Genomic DNA, 14,998 nt, shown 5'->3' with positions numbered 1-14,998 from the left:
CAGCTCGGTCGGATTCTTTCAGCTTAAAGCGTTTCTGCTTTAACCTGGAACATACCGTGCAGCCTTGAGGTAGTTCCAGCATTCGTCTGGATCGAAGAGGTCACGGACCTCGCCGATTGCCTTGAAGACATCGGTGAAGGTTGGTGCTCCGATCCTGCGCAGGTGGGCCTTGAGCTTGGCGAATGCCATCTCGATAGGGTTCAGATCCGGCGAATATGGCGGCAGATAGATGAACCAGCAACGATGGGCATGCAGAGCCTCGGCAGCCTGCCTGTTGTGGTGGGCGGCAAGGTTGTCGAGGATCACCACGGTTCCCGGCTCGATCTCCGGGATCAGGACTTCGCGCACCCAGGTTGCGAAGGCGGGACCGTCCATTGCGCCCTTGATGCACCAGGGCGCGATCAGGGCCTCCGTGGTGAGGCCGGCGATCAGGGTCTGTGTTCCCCAACTGCCGAAGGGCGCATCCATGGTCAGGCGTGTGCCACGCAGGGCCCGGCCCCGCAGGCGGGTAAGATTGGTCTTCACCGAAGTTTCATCAATAAAAACCACGCGATCCGGGTGATCGGCGATGGCGGGCAGGCGATGCGCGAACCAGTCGATCCGCCGCTGCCTTACCCTGCTACCACGGCGCCCGGCGGCCACCAGAGACTTTTTTATAGGTGAACCCAAGCCGTGACAGCAGGCTGGCGATGGACGAATGATGGACCCGAACACCTTCCGCCGCGGCCAGCGCGTCCCTGAGTTCCAACAGCGTGATGTCGAGGTCTTGTGCAAGCAGTTCCTCGAAAAAGGCCCGGTGCGAAGCAAGCTTGCCATGCCCCGTGGGACGGCCCTGGGGCAATGGCTCGGCATGCCCATTGGTCCTGGTCGCCCGCGCCCGGGCGCCGGTCGCCCGCGAGAGCTTCAGCCGCAGCGCCGCTGCCCGGCCACTCAGACCCTCATCGATATATCGATGAAACCGAACCCGAAGTGCCGATGGCAATGGTGCTGACATGATCCATCCTCCCAAATGGAAGGGAATCACGATCAGCACCGCCACGGAACCCCAAGTGAGCCAGCGTTCAACAGAAATGATTTAGGTTATTGCTGGGTCAAGGCATGTGCGATTTTCTTCTTCTTTCGGGTTGCGGCAGCGGTGCTGGCCTTGAAGCGGAAGCTATCGTTTCCGGTCTCCAGGATGTGGCATCGGTGGGTAAGGCGATCGAGCAGCGCAGTGGTCATCTTGGCATCACCGAAGACGCTGGCCCATTCGCTGAAGCTGAGGTTGGTGGTGATCACAACGCTGGTGCGTTCGTAGAGCTTGCTCAGCAGATGGAAGAGCAGCGCACCGCCTGAAGTGCTGAAGGGCAGGTAGCCCAACTCGTCCAGTATCACGAGGTCCAGGCGTGCGAGGTTCTCGGCCGTTTGCCCAGCTTTGCCCCTGGCTTTCTCCTGTTCCAGCGCATTGACGAGTTCGATGGTGGAGAAGAAGCGGACCTTGCGGCGATGATGCTCGACGGCCTGCGTGCCGATCGCGGTCGCGGCATGGGCCTTGCCAGTGCCTGGCCCGCCGATCAGCACCACATTCTGCGCGCCATCGATGAACTCGCAGCGATGCAGCTGGCGCACGGTGGCTTCGTTCATCTCGCTGGCCGCGAAGTCGAAGCCGGTCAGATCCTTATAGGCCGGGAAGCGCGCAGACTTCATGTGATAGGCGATGGAGCGCACCTCTCGCTCCGCGACCTCTGCCTTCAGCAGCTGGTCAGGATCGGCACAGCTGCATCGAAGGCGGACGCGCCCTGTTCGATCAGGTCGGTCACGGCCTGTGCCATGCCATACATCTTGAGGCTTCGCCGCATGATGACGATGGCCCCACTGGCGGGATCATGACGCATGGCGGCCTCCGGTGCTGCGGGCGCGCAGATTGTCATAGCGTCCGACATCGGCCTTGGGTTCTCGGCGCAGGAGCAGCGCCTGCTCGCACAGGATCTGCCCCTCGGCGACGACCACGAGCCGCTCCGGATAGACGCACAGGCTCACCCGACGACGGCCGCCATCGGTGATGATCTCTACGTTAGCCATAAGCATGTGCTCAGGCATAAGCCTAAGCCTCCATGTTCAGGCCTGAGTGTCCGGTCGAAAAAGAGGCCCGTTCAACCAGAGGGAATAAAACAAGCCCCGCCATCCACATGGCGGGGCCTTATCTCAAGCATCGGACCGGATCTTACCAGTCTTCGCGCGCGACGATGCGGGTCAGCACCGGCAGTTTGTTCGCACCCAGGCGCAGCGCCTCACGCGCGATCTCGTCGGACACGCCGTCGATTTCGAACATGATGCGGCCGGGATGGACGCGGGCCGCCCAGTAATCGACCGAACCCTTGCCTTTACCCATCCGCACCTCGGTCGGTTTCGACGAAACCGGCACATCCGGGAAGATGCGGATCCAGACGCGGCCCTGGCGTTTCATGTGGCGCGTGATCGCGCGGCGAGCCGCCTCGATCTGACGCGCGGTCACACGCTCGGGTTCGGTGGCTTTCAGCGCGAAGGAGCCGAAGTTAAGGGCAAAACCGCCCTTGGCTTCGCCGTGAATCCGGCCCTTGTGCTGTTTGCGGAACTTGGTCCGTTTCGGTTGCAGCATTTTGACTTCTCCTTAGCGCGCGTCGCGGTCGCGATCACGGCGCGGACCACGCGGAGCCGGGCCGTCCTGCGCCTCGGTGGCGCGGCGGTCGCGGGCTTGCGGGTCATGCTCCATGATCTCGCCCTTGAAGATCCAGACCTTCACACCGATGATCCCATAGGGGGTCGAGGCTTCCGACAGCGCATAGTCGATGTCGGCGCGCAGCGTGTGCAGCGGCACGCGGCCTTCGCGATACCATTCGGTGCGGGCGATCTCGGCACCGCCCAGGCGGCCCGACACGTTCACCCGGATGCCCAGGGCGCCCATGCGCATGGCGTTCTGCACCGCACGCTTCATGGCGCGGCGGAACGATACCCGGCGCTCAAGCTGCTGGGCGATCGATTCGGCCACCAGCTGGGCGTCAAGCTCGGGCTTGCGGATCTCGACGATGTTGAGATGCAGCTCCGAGGCGGTGAAGTTCGCCAGCTTCTTGCGCAGGGTCTCGATATCGGCGCCTTTTTTGCCGATGATGACGCCCGGACGCGCGGCATAGATCGTCACGCGGCATTTCTTGTGCGGACGCTCGATAATGACGCGGCTGACGCCGGCCTGCTTGGCTTCATCATGGATGAAGTCGCGGATTTTCAGGTCTTCCAGCAATAGATTGCCGTAGTCCTTATCGTCCGCATACCAGCGGCTATCCCAGGTGCGGTTGACCTGAAGACGCATCCCGATGGGGTTGACTTTCTGACCCATTACGCACGCTCCCCGGCTTCAATGGTCTCGACCTGACGCACCTTGATGGTGATTTCCGAAAACGGCTTCATGATCTTGCCGTAACGACCACGGGCACGCGGGCGACCACGTTTCATGACCAGGTTCTTGCCGACCCAAGCCTCGGCGACGATCAGATTATCGACATCGAGATTGTGGTTGTTCTCGGCATTGGCGATGGCCGACTGAAGGCATTTCTTCACGTCACCGGCGACACGCTTGTGCGAGAAGGTCAGATCGGCCAGGGCCTTATCCACCTTCTTGCCGCGGATCAGCGCCGCCACCAGGTTCAGCTTCTGCGGCGAGGTGCGAAGCATCTTGGTTTTCGCAAACGCCTCGTTCTCCGCCACGCGGCGCGGATTTTGTTCCTTACCCATGGGGATTACTTCCTTTTCGCTTTCTTGTCGGCGGCATGACCATAATAGGTCCGCGTCGGCGAATATTCACCAAACTTCTGGCCAATCATCTCCTCGGTCACGGCGACCGGGATATGCTTGCGGCCATTGTAGACACCAAAGGTCAGGCCGACGAATTGCGGCAGGATGGTCGAACGACGCGACCAGATCTTGATGACATCAGACTTGCCGGCCTCGCGGGCTTTTTCCGCCTTGCGAAGCACATATGCATCGACAAAGGGGCCCTTCCAAACTGAACGTGCCATGGATTAACGCCCCTTCTTCGCGTGACGCGACCGCAGGATATACTTGTCGGTCGACTTGTTCGTGCGGGTCTTGTTGCCCTTGGTGCCTTTGCCCCAGGGGGTGACCGGATGACGACCGCCCGAAGTCCGGCCCTCACCACCACCATGCGGGTGGTCGATCGGGTTCATGGCGACACCGCGAACGCTCGGGCGAATGCCCTTGTGGCGGTTGCGGCCAGCCTTGCCCAGGTTCTGGTTCGAATGATCGGCATTCGACACGGCGCCAATGGTCGCCATGCATTCCTGACGCACCAGACGCAGTTCGCCCGAGGAAAGGCGGATCTGCGCATAGCCGCCGTCGCGGCCGACGAACTGGGCATAGGTGCCGGCAGAGCGCGCGATCTGACCGCCCTTGCCCGGCTTCAATTCCACGTTATGGACGATCGTGCCGATCGGCATGCCCGAGAAGGGCATCGCATTGCCGGGCTTCACGTCGACCTTGGCGCCAGCGATGACCTTGTCACCGATGGCAAGACGCTGCGGGGCCAGGATATAGGCCTGCTCACCGTCTTCGTATTTGATCAGCGCGATGAAAGCGGTCCGGTTGGGATCGTATTCGATCCGCTCGACGGTCGCCGCGACATCGAACTTGGTGCGTTTGAAGTCGACGATGCGGTAAAGACGCTTCGCCCCGCCGCCCTTGCGGCGCATCGTGATCCGTCCGGTGTTGTTCCGGCCGCCGTTCTTGGTCAAACCCTCGGTGAGGGATTTGACCGGGCGTCCTTTCCAAAGCTCCGAACGGTCGATCAGAACCAGCCCACGCTGGCCAGGCGTCGTCGGTTTATACGACTTGAGTGCCATGCTTTCTGTCTTCCGTTGCTTTGGACCGTTGGTGGTCCGTTTCAGTCAAAATGCAACGGCCCCGCTGCCGGGGCCGTCGATTCGTGGCTGTTTATCAGAGGCCGGTCGAAACGTCGATGCTGTTGCCAGCTTCCAGCGTCACATAGGCTTTCTTGACATCCGAGCGCACGCCGGGGCGGCCTTTGAAGCGCTTGGTCTTGCCTTTGGTGATGGTCGTGTTCACGGCCTTCACCTTGACATTGAACAGCGCCTCGACGGCTTGCTTGATCGCCGGTTTGTTCGAATCCTTGGCCACCTGGAAAACATAGGCGTTGGCGTCACCCACCAGCGTCGCTTTCTCGGTGATCAGCGGCTTCACGATCACGTCGTAATGTTCGGGTTTCACGCTCATTTCAGGCGAGCCTCCAGAGCTTCGACACCGGCGCGCGTCAGCACGAGCGTATCGCGGCGCAGGATGTCATAGACGTTGGCACCGATCGAGGGCAGCACATCGACGCCCTCAAGGTTGCGGGCGGCGCGGGCGAAGTTTTCGCTGACTTCGGCACCGTCGATCACCAGAACGCGCTTCCAGCCGTTTTCCTTGACCGCCTTGGCGACGGCCGAGGTCTTGGCTTCGGCGATGTTCAGGCTGTCCACGATGACCAGTTCACCCGCCGAGGCTTTCGCCGACAGCGCGTGTTTCAGGCCCAGGGCGCGGACTTTCTTCGGCAGATCGAAGGCATGCGACCGCGGGGTCGGGCCCTTGTAGACGCCGCCGTGACGGAAGATCGGGGCCTTCTTGGAACCGTGGCGGGCGCCGCCGGTGCCTTTCTGGCGATAGATCTTCTTGGTCGAATAGCTGACATCCGACTTGCCCAGGACCGAGTGCGTCCCGGCTTGGGCCTTCGCACGTTGCCAGCGCACCACGCGGTGCAGCAGGTCGGCGCGAGGCTCCAGACCAAAGATGTCATCGCTCAGGTCGATGTCGCCGGCCTTGCCGGCGTCGAGCGTGATCACATCAAGTTTCATTTGCTCTCTCCTTCCGGCGCAGCTTCGTCAGCGGACTTGTCCGCTTCGATCGAAGCCTGGGCTTCGGCCAGAGCAGCCTCCTGCGCGGCGGCTTCGGCTTCAGCGGCGGCCTTGCGGGCGGTTTCTTCCTCGGCGGCGGCGGCGGCGGCGGCTTCCTCGGCCAGGCGGGCGGCTTCCTGCGCCTTGGCGCGGGTCGCGGCGGGGAAGATCGTGGTTTCGGCCAGCGGCTTCTTCACGGCATCCTTGATCGTGACCCAGCCACCTTTCGAACCGGGGACCGAACCTTTGACCATGATCAGGCCACGCTCGGCATCGGTGCGCACGACTTGCAGGTTCTGCGTGGTGACGCGAACGGCACCCAGATGACCCGCCATCTTCTTGCCCTTGAACACCTTGCCGGGGTCCTGGCACTGGCCGGTCGAACCATGCGAGCGGTGGCTGATCGACACGCCGTGCGAGGCGCGCAGACCACCGAAGTTGTGACGCTTCATCGCGCCCGCAAAGCCTTTACCGATCGAGGTGCCGGCGATGTCGACATATTGCCCGGCGAAGTAATGGTCGGCGATGATTTCCTCGCCCACGTTCACCAGGTTTTCTTCGGCGACGCGGAATTCCGCGATCTTGCGCTTGGGCGCGACATTCGCTTTCGCGAAATGACCGCGCAGCGCGGCGGTCGTGCGCTTGGCTTTCGCCTCGCCCGCGCCGAGTTGCAGGGCCACATAGCCGTCAGTCTCGGTAGTGCGTTGCGCGACGACCTGGACATTGTCCAGATGAAGAACGGTAACGGGCACCTGACGCCCGTCTTCCAGGAACAGCCGGGTCATGCCCAGCTTCTTGGCGATAACACCAGTCCGCAGCATGGGGGCCTCCTTAAACCTTGATCTCGACATCCACGCCGGCGGCGAGGTCGAGCTTCATCAGGGCGTCAACGGTCTGCGGGGTCGGATCCACGATGTCGAGCAGACGCTTGTGGGTACGGATTTCCCACTGGTCGCGCGATTTCTTGTCGATATGCGGGCCGCGCAGAACGGTGAATTTTTCGATCTTGTTGGGCAGCGGGATCGGACCACGAACCTGCGCGCCGGTGCGCTTGGCGGTGTTCACGATCTCCTGCGTGCTGGCATCCAGAACGCGATAGTCGAACGCTTTCAGCCGGATGCGGATATTCTGGCTTTGCATAGACATCCCTCTTGCGGGGAGTTCCAGTCGAGAGGCTGACCACGCACCACGCGCCGCCAGCGTCGGACCGTATAAAACAAAGACAGGCCGCCTTGGCTGGCGGCCCTGCCCATGAAGCTGGCCGATTCTTGTCGGAACGGCAGCGATGCGCGCTTATTGCGGATGCCGCTCTGCCTGTCAAGGGCTCTTGACGCCGTTCGGGGCGGGGCCATAGCTGATCGAACAGTTGTTTCACTCGTGATGGGAGTATCCAATGATTTGGCGCATTGCATTTTCCACCTTGGCGCTCGCCGTCCTATCGGTATTCTTTTTTGCCCATAAAATCGCACAAGGGGAATTCCTGGGATTTCCACATGCAGGCACGTGGAGCGAACTTGGCGGAGTTTTCACAGGCATAGCCGCAATTTTTTCCGCCATTGCCGCAATCGGCGTGTTGATCACTTTATTCCTGCACACAAAGGACAGCGCAAGGCAAGCAGAAAGGCATGCGCAAGATAACGCCGAGCAGGCGCAAAGATTTCAGAAAAGCCTTAAAACCAACAGCGACGCAATAGACCGCCTCAAAGAAGCGGCAGGGGCGCTTACCAGCCAAGTGACCGAAATGGCTGCAAACGCTCAGGCGGCCAGGGAACAGGCTGAAACCGCGTCCAAACATCTTATCTTCATCATGGGCAGGCCAAGACTCGATCGCATAGATCGACTTATGGAACGATTTTACGCAGCCGAACCGCCAGACCCGCTGAAGCTCGACAAGCTGGACATCACGGCGGACACCGACCAAGGCAGCGTGCGCATGCTTTTACCCGAAATATGGTGTATCAGCTTACATGTGCTGATAGACGAAATCCTCTCGTTGAAAGATGATGAAAAGGTCGTTCCAGAACTGAAAGAGGAGGCCAGCATCTACCTCAAGGAGCTTCAAAAGCGAATTACGAGCGGCGAGAAAACCGCGCTCGCCCTAGCCGAGCTAACACCCGTAAAGCTCATGGCCCGAGATTATGAGCCCAGCAAGTTCGCAAAATCTCTCAAAGCTGCCGCTTTATTCCCATTCATTAATCTAGAAACATCACGTTACAAGGCTTGGCGTAAAGCCTAGTAAAATTCTGCATCGCAAAGTGCCACATTTCAGATAAAATCCAAAAGGCCCGCCCCTTTATGGGACGGGCCTTTCCGCCGTGATATCCCTCTCGGGATCACCCGGCGCTTGTCTCGCGCGGGCGGGGACCAAGCCCCGCCCCGCATCATCACTTGATGATCTTGGACACCACGCCGGCGCCGACGGTGCGGCCGCCTTCGCGGATGGCGAAGCGCAGCTTCTCTTCCATCGCGATCGGCGCGATCAGCTCGACCTCGAACTTCAGGTTGTCGCCCGGCATCACCATCTCGGTGCCCTCGGGAAGCTTCACCGTCCCGGTCACGTCCGTCGTGCGGAAATAGAACTGCGGGCGGTAGTTCGCGAAGAACGGCGTGTGACGGCCGCCCTCTTCCTTGGTCAGGATATAGGCCTCGGCCTCGAAGGTCGTGTGCGGGTTCACCGATTTCGGCTTGCACAGAACCTGGCCGCGCTCCACCCCGTCGCGGTCCACGCCACGCAGCAGAACCCCCACGTTGTCGCCGGCTTCCCCGCGGTCCAAAAGCTTGCGGAACATCTCGACCCCGGTGCAGGTCGTCTTGCGCGTGTCGCGGATACCCACGATCTCAAGCTCGTCGCCCACGTTCACCGCCCCACGCTCGACGCGGCCCGTCACCACCGTGCCACGGCCCGAGATCGAGAAAACATCCTCGATCGGCAGCAGGAACGGCTGGTCCACCGCGCGCTCGGGCGTCGGGATGTATTCGTCCACCGCCGCGATCAGCGCACGGATCGAATCCTCGCCGATCTCCTTGTCGCGCCCTTCCATCGCCGCCAGCGCCGAGCCCTTGATGATCGGAATGTCATCGCCGGGATAGTCGTAGGACGAAAGCAGCTCGCGCACTTCCATCTCGACCAGTTCCAGAAGCTCTTCGTCATCCACCTGGTCGACCTTGTTCAGGTAGACGACCATGTAGGGGATCCCCACCTGGCGGCCAAGAAGAATGTGCTCGCGCGTCTGCGGCATCGGGCCGTCCGCCGCGTTCACCACAAGGATCGCGCCGTCCATCTGCGCCGCGCCCGTGATCATGTTCTTCACATAATCCGCGTGGCCGGGGCAGTCCACATGCGCGTAGTGACGGGCTTCCGATTCGTATTCAACATGCGCCGTCGAGATCGTGATCCCACGCGCACGCTCCTCAGGAGCGCCGTCGATCTGGTCATAGGCCTTGAATTCGCCAAAATACTTGGTGATCGCAGCCGTCAGCGTCGTCTTGCCGTGGTCAACGTGCCCGATCGTCCCAATGTTGACGTGCGGTTTCGTCCGTTCAAACTTTGCCTTTGCCATAAGCAGGGCTCCTTCGATTCTGGTGTCTAGTATGGAGCGGCGGGGCCAAGGCCCCGCCCACCCGATCAGGCGTATTTCTTCTGGATCTCGTCCGAAATGTTCTGCGGCACGGCCTCGTAATGGTCGAACTGCATCGTGAACACCGCGCGACCCGAGGACATCGAACGCAGGTTGTTGATATAGCCGAACATATTGGCCAGCGGCACGAAAGCGTCGATGACGTTCGCATTGCCGCGCGAGTCCTGGCCGCGGACCATGCCGCGACGGCTGGTCAGGTCACCGATGATCGAGCCCGTATATTCCTCGGGCGTCACCACCTCGACCTTCATGATCGGCTCCAGCAGTTTCGCACCGGCCTTGCGCAGACCTTCACGCATGCCGGCACGCGCGGCGATCTCGAAGGCCAGGACCGAGGAGTCCACATCGTGGAACGCGCCATCCATCAGCGCGACCTTGAAGTCGATCACCGGGAAGCCGGCCAGCGGACCGGAATCCATGACGGACTTGATGCCCTTCTCGACGCCCGGGATGTATTCCTTCGGAACCGCGCCACCGACGATCTTGCTTTCGAAGGAATAGCCTTCGCCCGGCTCGGTCGGGGTGATCTGCAACTTCACGCGCGCGAACTGGCCGGTGCCGCCGGTCTGCTTCTTATGCGTGTAGTCGATCTCGGCCGGCTGGCTGATGGTTTCGCGATAGGCCACCTGCGGCGCGCCGATATTCGCCTCGACCTTGAACTCGCGCTTCATGCGGTCCACGAGGATGTCGAGATGAAGTTCGCCCATGCCCTTCATGATCGTCTGGCCCGACTCGATGTCGGTTTCGACGCGGAAGGACGGATCCTCGGCGGACAGGCGCTGAAGGGCCAGGCCCATCTTCTCCTGGTCGGCCTTGGACTTGGGCTCGACGGCGATCTCGATCACCGGCTCGGGGAAGGTCATGGTTTCCAGAACCACCGGCTTGGCCGGGTCGCACAGCGTGTCGCCCGTGGTGGTGTCCTTCAGACCCGCCAGCGCGATGATATCGCCCGCAAAAGCTTCCTCGATCTCCTCACGGTTGATCGAGTGCATCATCATCATCCGGCCGACACGCTCGCGCTTGCCCTTGGTCGAGTTCATCATCTGGTCGCCCTTTTTCAGGACGCCGGAATAGATCCGCGTGAAGGTCAGCGAGCCGACGAAGGGGTCGTTCATGATCTTGAACGCAAGGCCCGAGAAGGGCTGCGCATCATCCGCAGTCCGCTCGATATTGCGGGTCTCGGTCTCGTCGCCCGGCGCGAAGCCCAGATAGGCAGGCACGTCCAGCGGCGAGGGCAGGAAGTCGATGACCGAGTTCAGAAGCGGCTGAACGCCCTTGTTCTTGAAGGCCGAACCGGCGGTAACCGGGAAGAAGGACAGCGACAGCGTGCCCTTGCGGACCAGGCCGCGCAGGGTCGCCTCGTCGGGCTCATCGCCTTCCAGATAGGCTTCCATGGCCGCGTCATCCTGTTCGACGGCCAGCTCGATCAGCTTGTTGCGCCATTCATCGGCCAGATCCTGAAGCTCTTCGCGGATCGGCTGACGGACCCAGCTTGCGCCAAGATCTTCACCCTTCCAGACCCACTCCTCCATCTTGATCAGATCGACGATGCCTTCCAGCTTGTCCTCGGCGCCGATCGGGAAAGCGATCGGGCAGGGGGTGCCGCCGGTGCGGTCCTTGATCATGTTGACGCAGTTGAAGAAGTCGGCGCCGATCTTGTCCATCTTGTTGACGAACACGATCCGCGGAACCTTGTAGCGGTCGGCCTGGCGCCAGACGGTCTCGGTCTGCGGCTCGACGCCGGCATTGGCGTCCAGAAGGCAGATCGCGCCGTCCAGAACCGCCAGCGAACGCTCGACCTCGATGGTGAAGTCGACGTGGCCGGGGGTATCGATGATGTTGAAGCGGAACTTCGTATCCGAAGTGCCCTCGGTGGTCGGATCTTCCTGGCGCTGCCAGAAGGTGGTCGTCGCGGCCGAGGTGATCGTGATGCCCCGCTCCTGCTCCTGCTCCATCCAGTCCATGGTCGCGGCGCCATCATGGACTTCGCCGATCTTGTGGGACTTGCCGGTGTAGTAGAGGATGCGCTCCGTCGTCGTGGTCTTGCCCGCGTCGATATGGGCCATGATCCCGAAGTTACGGTAACGCTGGAGCGGATATTCGCGTGCCATGTTGCTTTCCCTTACCAGCGGTAGTGGCTGAACGCCTTGTTGGCGTCGGCCATCTTATGCGTGTCTTCGCGTTTTTTCACGGCAGTGCCGCGACCGTTGACCGCATCGGCCAGTTCGCCGGCGAGACGCTCTTCCATGGTGTGTTCGTTGCGGTTCTTCGCGGCGGTGATCAGCCAGCGGATGGCCAAAGCCTCGCGGCGGGTCGGACGCACCTCGACCGGAACCTGGTAGGTGGCACCGCCGACGCGGCGCGAACGCACCTCGACCGAGGGTTTCACGTTGTCGAGGGCTTCGTGAAAGACCTCGATGGGCTCGCGCTTCAGCTTGCCCTGCACCCGATCAAGGGCGCTGTAGACGATCTTTTCGGCAACGGATTTCTTGCCGTCGATCATCAGGTTGTTCATGAACTTGGTCAGCACGCGATCGCCATATTTGGCGTCGGGCAGCACTTCGCGCTTTTCAGCGGCGTGACGACGAGACATGTTCGGATCTCCTTACTTCGGACGCTTCGCGCCGTATTTCGAACGGCGTTGACGACGGTCTTTGACGCCCTGGGTATCCAGAACACCGCGCAGGATGTGGTAACGGACACCCGGAAGGTCTTTTACACGGCCGCCACGGATCAGCACGACGCTGTGCTCCTGGAGGTTGTGCTTTTCGCCCGGAATGTAGGAGATGACCTCGAAGCCATTGGTCAGCCGCACCTTGGCGACCTTCCGCATGGCGGAGTTCGGTTTCTTCGGCGTCGTGGTATAGACGCGCGTGCACACGCCGCGCTTCTGCGGGCACCCTTGCAGGTGCTGCGACTTCGAGCGCTGCACTTTCGGCTGCCGCGGCTTGCGGATCAGCTGTTGGATCGTCGGCATTCGGTTCCCCGTCTTGCTTTCGTCAATACTCGCAGCAAGTTGCTGCGCCACTTCTCGACACGTTCCACGCCCATCGTGAAACGCCACGACCCATCCTTTCCCCTAGGGGCGAGGACGGGTAAACTTGTCCAGAGATCGAGGCATCGAGAGGCCCGGATCAGACCATGGCTGGTCCTGGTGCCCTGGCGGAATCCCGCTGGGTGCGGGCGCTATAGGCGGAATCGCCACCCGAGTCAACAGCGCCCCGGCCCTATGCCCCCTGCCCTACGCCCCCCAACGCGGCCGGTCGGCGCCGGGCTTGCCGAAACGCCGCGCGCCCTCATGCAGGGTGGGCAGATCGATGCGGAAACGCTGCGCCAGAAGCGCCTGCCAATCCACCCCCTCGGCCGGCCAGCGATAGCCCTGCCCGATGGCGCCCGAATCGTTGTCGTGGTGCAGAAAACGCGCGAACATCACCTTTTCGGCCAGGCTGACATTGGGCATGGACAGCCCGATCTTCCAGTGCTGGAAATGCAGCGCGGTGCGGTTCGCGCCCGGCTCCAGGAAGATCGGCTGCGCGATGCCGGTATTGTAGACGACCCAGGGCTCGACCTCGACGCCCCTTGCGGTGCCCTTCAGCACCAGACCGCGCGAATAGTCGCAGCAGAGCCGCATTTTCCGCCGCCAGAGCCCCCGGACATGGCCGAAATCCCGCCGTGCCTGGGCGATATAGTCGATGGCCACGGCATCATCGTCGTCATGGCGGAAATGGCCGATCACATCCGCCGCCGGATCGACATGGGGCGCGACGGCGGCCAGGCAGGCATCAAGGTGCGCCTCTATCGGCGGCACCAGCGCCAGCCGCATCTGCGGCAGGATCTGGGCCAGTTCGCGCAGCCGCGACAACCAGGGATCGGGCAGGTCGGGGCCGGTCATCACGACCAGGGTGAAATCGGGATCGGTCTGCGCCAGCCAGCCCGGCAGCGCCACATGTTCGAACCAGAACCAGCGCCGCGCCATCCGTTCCGGGTCATAAAGGAACGCCCGCCGTTCCTCGATGCTGTCATGGGCAACCTGGAAACCGCGCCCGCCAAGATACGAAAAACGACACAGGCCCAGCATCTGCACCCGCATCACCTGCCGCCTCCAAGCCGCCCTTCGCGCAGGATGGTGTAAAGTCCCGCGCCCACCACCAGGGCCGAGCCGGCCCAGGTCCAAAGGTCGGGCCAGTCCCCGAACACCGCAAGCCCCAGAAAGATCGCCCAGACCAGCGAGCTATAGCGAAATGGCGCCACGAACGAGATTTCGCCCACGCGCATGGCGGCGACGGCGGTGATATAGCCGGTCGTCAGCACTCCGGCGGCCAGAACCAGCAGCAGCGCCTCGGTCGGGGTGGGCAGGCGCCATCCCTCGCCCAGGCCCAGAACGAAACCCGAGATCGTGACCGTCGCCGCGGCATAGAAGGCCACGGTCGAGGATTGCACCGCCGGGCTGAACAGCCGCGTCGCCATATCCCGCACCACGATCAGCAGCATCGTGACCAACGCCACCGCCGACCAGGTATCGAAGGCGCCGCTGCCCGGCCGCAGGATCAGCAGCACGCCCAGGAAGCCGACGCCGATGGCGGTCAGCCGGCGCCAGCCCAACCGCTCATGGAAAAACAGCGCGGCCGCCAGCGTCACCGCCAAAGGCAGCGACTGCATGATCGCCGACAGGTCCGCCAGCGCCATGTGCTGCAAGGCCCAGAGATAAAGAAACGTCGAGATGATATCCGCCCCGGTCCGCGCCAGCAGCGGCAGCACGTCGCGGCGCGGCACGGCCAGCACCAGCCCGCCATGCTGGACCCGCGCCACGACCAGCATCAGCGCCACCGCCACCAGTCCGCGCAGCGCGACGGCTTCATGAACCGCCAGGGTCTGCGTGACCTTCTTCATCAGCGTGTCATTGCAGGTGAAGGCGGCCATGCTGGCCATCATCAACATCGTCCCGCGCAGATTATCGCCAGACGCCACGGATGGCGTGAAGCCCAAAGAGGCCGGGCGAAGGCGGCGGTTGGGGGAAAGGATCGGCATGCGCATCGCAAGACCTTCGTACATTCGTCGCGCCACCGATATTCAACCCGCAGCCTGAATGCCAGCGGCCTTTTCCCTAGAACATGTGGCTGGACGCGGCAGGGGCGCCAAGCAGCCCGGTCCCGTGCCGATAGCGCCCATCATATTGTGCCGACCGCGAAATCTCATGACACAGCGCCAGATCGGCCAGCGTCGCGCCATCGCGACGGCTATCCTCGACGACCCGAAGCCCCTCGTCATCCGTCCACCGGCGGCGACAGCCAGTATCGAAAGCCGGCAAAGCACGAATGCGGCCGGTATCGTCGCCTGCATCCATATGGACATAGATACATGGCCCAGAGAAATCCGCCCAAATAGCCATCCCCCAGGATGACCAGCCGGGGCCGGAAACGGAAAGGCCCGGCAAAAGCCGGG

20 protein-coding genes and 1 pseudogene are annotated in these 14,998 nt (G+C 62.1%); 2 read left to right on the top strand and 19 right to left on the bottom strand.

Annotation, left to right across the window (positions count from 1 at the left end):
• Positions 1-39: 39 nt before the first annotated feature.
• The 13 genes and pseudogenes from QM682_RS03250 to rpsJ all read right to left on the bottom strand — a co-directional run bounded on the left by QM682_RS03250 (position 40) and on the right by rpsJ (position 7,058).
• Complete coding sequence (locus QM682_RS03250) at positions 40-642, bottom strand: IS630 family transposase (RefSeq protein ID WP_415127039.1); 603 nt, start codon at positions 640-642, stop codon at positions 40-42.
• Positions 620-1,039: a transposase gene (locus QM682_RS03245; protein WP_415127037.1), complete on the bottom strand. Its 420-nt coding sequence runs from the start codon at positions 1,037-1,039 to the stop codon at positions 620-622. Before QM682_RS03245 ends, QM682_RS03250 begins: the two co-directional genes overlap by 23 nt.
• Before the next feature lie 41 nt (positions 1,040-1,080).
• Positions 1,081-1,874, bottom strand: a pseudogene (istB, locus tag QM682_RS03240) (IS21-like element helper ATPase IstB).
• Entirely contained in the window at positions 1,864-2,061 is a 198-nt protein-coding gene (locus tag QM682_RS03235; RefSeq protein ID WP_415127217.1) for a hypothetical protein, read from the bottom strand. The pseudogene istB and the gene QM682_RS03235 overlap by 11 nt, the downstream one beginning before the upstream one ends.
• A gap of 142 nt (positions 2,062-2,203) precedes the next feature.
• A complete protein-coding gene (rplP, locus tag QM682_RS03230) occupies positions 2,204-2,617 on the bottom strand; it encodes a 50S ribosomal protein L16 (protein WP_134680210.1) in 414 nt (137 codons plus the stop codon).
• 12 nt (positions 2,618-2,629) lie between these two features.
• Positions 2,630-3,352 carry a 30S ribosomal protein S3 gene (rpsC, locus tag QM682_RS03225; protein WP_415127035.1) on the bottom strand — a complete coding sequence of 241 codons (723 nt, stop codon included), beginning with the start codon at positions 3,350-3,352 and terminating at the stop codon, positions 2,630-2,632.
• Positions 3,352-3,747 (bottom strand): 50S ribosomal protein L22, encoded by a 396-nt coding sequence (gene rplV, locus QM682_RS03220; RefSeq protein ID WP_415127033.1) that lies wholly within the window; start codon positions 3,745-3,747, stop codon positions 3,352-3,354. Before rplV ends, rpsC begins: the two co-directional genes overlap by 1 nt.
• Positions 3,748-3,752: 5 nt before the next feature.
• Positions 3,753-4,031 carry a 30S ribosomal protein S19 gene (gene rpsS / locus QM682_RS03215; protein ID WP_415127031.1) on the bottom strand — a complete coding sequence of 93 codons (279 nt, stop codon included), beginning with the start codon at positions 4,029-4,031 and terminating at the stop codon, positions 3,753-3,755.
• A gap of 3 nt (positions 4,032-4,034) precedes the next feature.
• Positions 4,035-4,871 (bottom strand): 50S ribosomal protein L2, encoded by an 837-nt coding sequence (rplB, locus tag QM682_RS03210; RefSeq protein WP_415127029.1) that lies wholly within the window; start codon positions 4,869-4,871, stop codon positions 4,035-4,037.
• Between the two features lie 94 nt (positions 4,872-4,965).
• A complete protein-coding gene (locus QM682_RS03205) occupies positions 4,966-5,262 on the bottom strand; it encodes a 50S ribosomal protein L23 (RefSeq protein ID WP_415127027.1) in 297 nt (98 codons plus the stop codon).
• Entirely contained in the window at positions 5,259-5,879 is a 621-nt protein-coding gene (rplD, locus tag QM682_RS03200) for a 50S ribosomal protein L4 (RefSeq protein WP_415127025.1), read from the bottom strand. The genes QM682_RS03205 and rplD overlap by 4 nt, the downstream gene beginning before the upstream one ends.
• On the bottom strand, positions 5,876-6,739 hold the full coding sequence (gene rplC, locus QM682_RS03195; protein ID WP_415127023.1) for a 50S ribosomal protein L3: 864 nt from the start codon (positions 6,737-6,739) through the stop codon (positions 5,876-5,878). Before rplC ends, rplD begins: the two co-directional genes overlap by 4 nt.
• Positions 6,740-6,749: 10 nt before the next feature.
• Entirely contained in the window at positions 6,750-7,058 is a 309-nt protein-coding gene (gene rpsJ, locus QM682_RS03190) for a 30S ribosomal protein S10 (protein ID WP_010400227.1), read from the bottom strand.
• A gap of 253 nt (positions 7,059-7,311) precedes the next feature.
• Between rpsJ and QM682_RS03185 the strand changes: the two genes are divergently transcribed.
• Complete coding sequence (locus tag QM682_RS03185; protein ID WP_415127021.1) at positions 7,312-8,154, top strand: hypothetical protein; 843 nt, start codon at positions 7,312-7,314, stop codon at positions 8,152-8,154.
• A gap of 148 nt (positions 8,155-8,302) precedes the next feature.
• Here QM682_RS03185 and tuf read toward each other — a convergent pair whose 3' ends face one another.
• The 6 genes from tuf to QM682_RS03155 all read right to left on the bottom strand — a co-directional run bounded on the left by tuf (position 8,303) and on the right by QM682_RS03155 (position 14,446).
• Complete coding sequence (gene tuf, locus QM682_RS03180) at positions 8,303-9,478, bottom strand: elongation factor Tu (RefSeq protein ID WP_415126984.1); 1,176 nt, start codon at positions 9,476-9,478, stop codon at positions 8,303-8,305.
• Between the two features lie 65 nt (positions 9,479-9,543).
• On the bottom strand, positions 9,544-11,667 hold the full coding sequence (gene fusA / locus QM682_RS03175; RefSeq protein ID WP_415127019.1) for an elongation factor G: 2,124 nt from the start codon (positions 11,665-11,667) through the stop codon (positions 9,544-9,546).
• 11 nt (positions 11,668-11,678) lie between these two features.
• Entirely contained in the window at positions 11,679-12,149 is a 471-nt protein-coding gene (gene rpsG, locus QM682_RS03170) for a 30S ribosomal protein S7 (RefSeq protein ID WP_415127017.1), read from the bottom strand.
• A gap of 12 nt (positions 12,150-12,161) precedes the next feature.
• Complete coding sequence (gene rpsL / locus QM682_RS03165; RefSeq protein WP_022705687.1) at positions 12,162-12,533, bottom strand: 30S ribosomal protein S12; 372 nt, start codon at positions 12,531-12,533, stop codon at positions 12,162-12,164.
• 264 nt (positions 12,534-12,797) lie between these two features.
• Complete coding sequence (locus tag QM682_RS03160; RefSeq protein WP_415127014.1) at positions 12,798-13,646, bottom strand: putative rhamnosyl transferase; 849 nt, start codon at positions 13,644-13,646, stop codon at positions 12,798-12,800.
• Complete coding sequence (locus QM682_RS03155; protein ID WP_415127012.1) at positions 13,646-14,446, bottom strand: DMT family transporter; 801 nt, start codon at positions 14,444-14,446, stop codon at positions 13,646-13,648. The genes QM682_RS03160 and QM682_RS03155 overlap by 1 nt, the downstream gene beginning before the upstream one ends.
• Here QM682_RS03155 and QM682_RS03150 point away from each other — a divergent pair.
• The gene (locus QM682_RS03150) at positions 14,433-14,642 is read left to right on the top strand and encodes a hypothetical protein (RefSeq protein ID WP_415127010.1); all 210 of its coding nucleotides are present in this window, start codon (positions 14,433-14,435) and stop codon (positions 14,640-14,642) included. The two genes, QM682_RS03155 and QM682_RS03150, sit on opposite strands and share 14 nt — an antisense overlap.
• Positions 14,643-14,998 lie beyond the last annotated feature (356 nt).

The sequence above is a fragment of the Paracoccus sp. (in: a-proteobacteria) genome, assembly GCF_047605025.1.
Lineage (GTDB): Bacteria > Pseudomonadota > Alphaproteobacteria > Rhodobacterales > Rhodobacteraceae > Paracoccus.
Note: the sequence above shows the minus strand (reverse complement) of the source record. Positions and strands in the feature narration are given on the sequence as shown.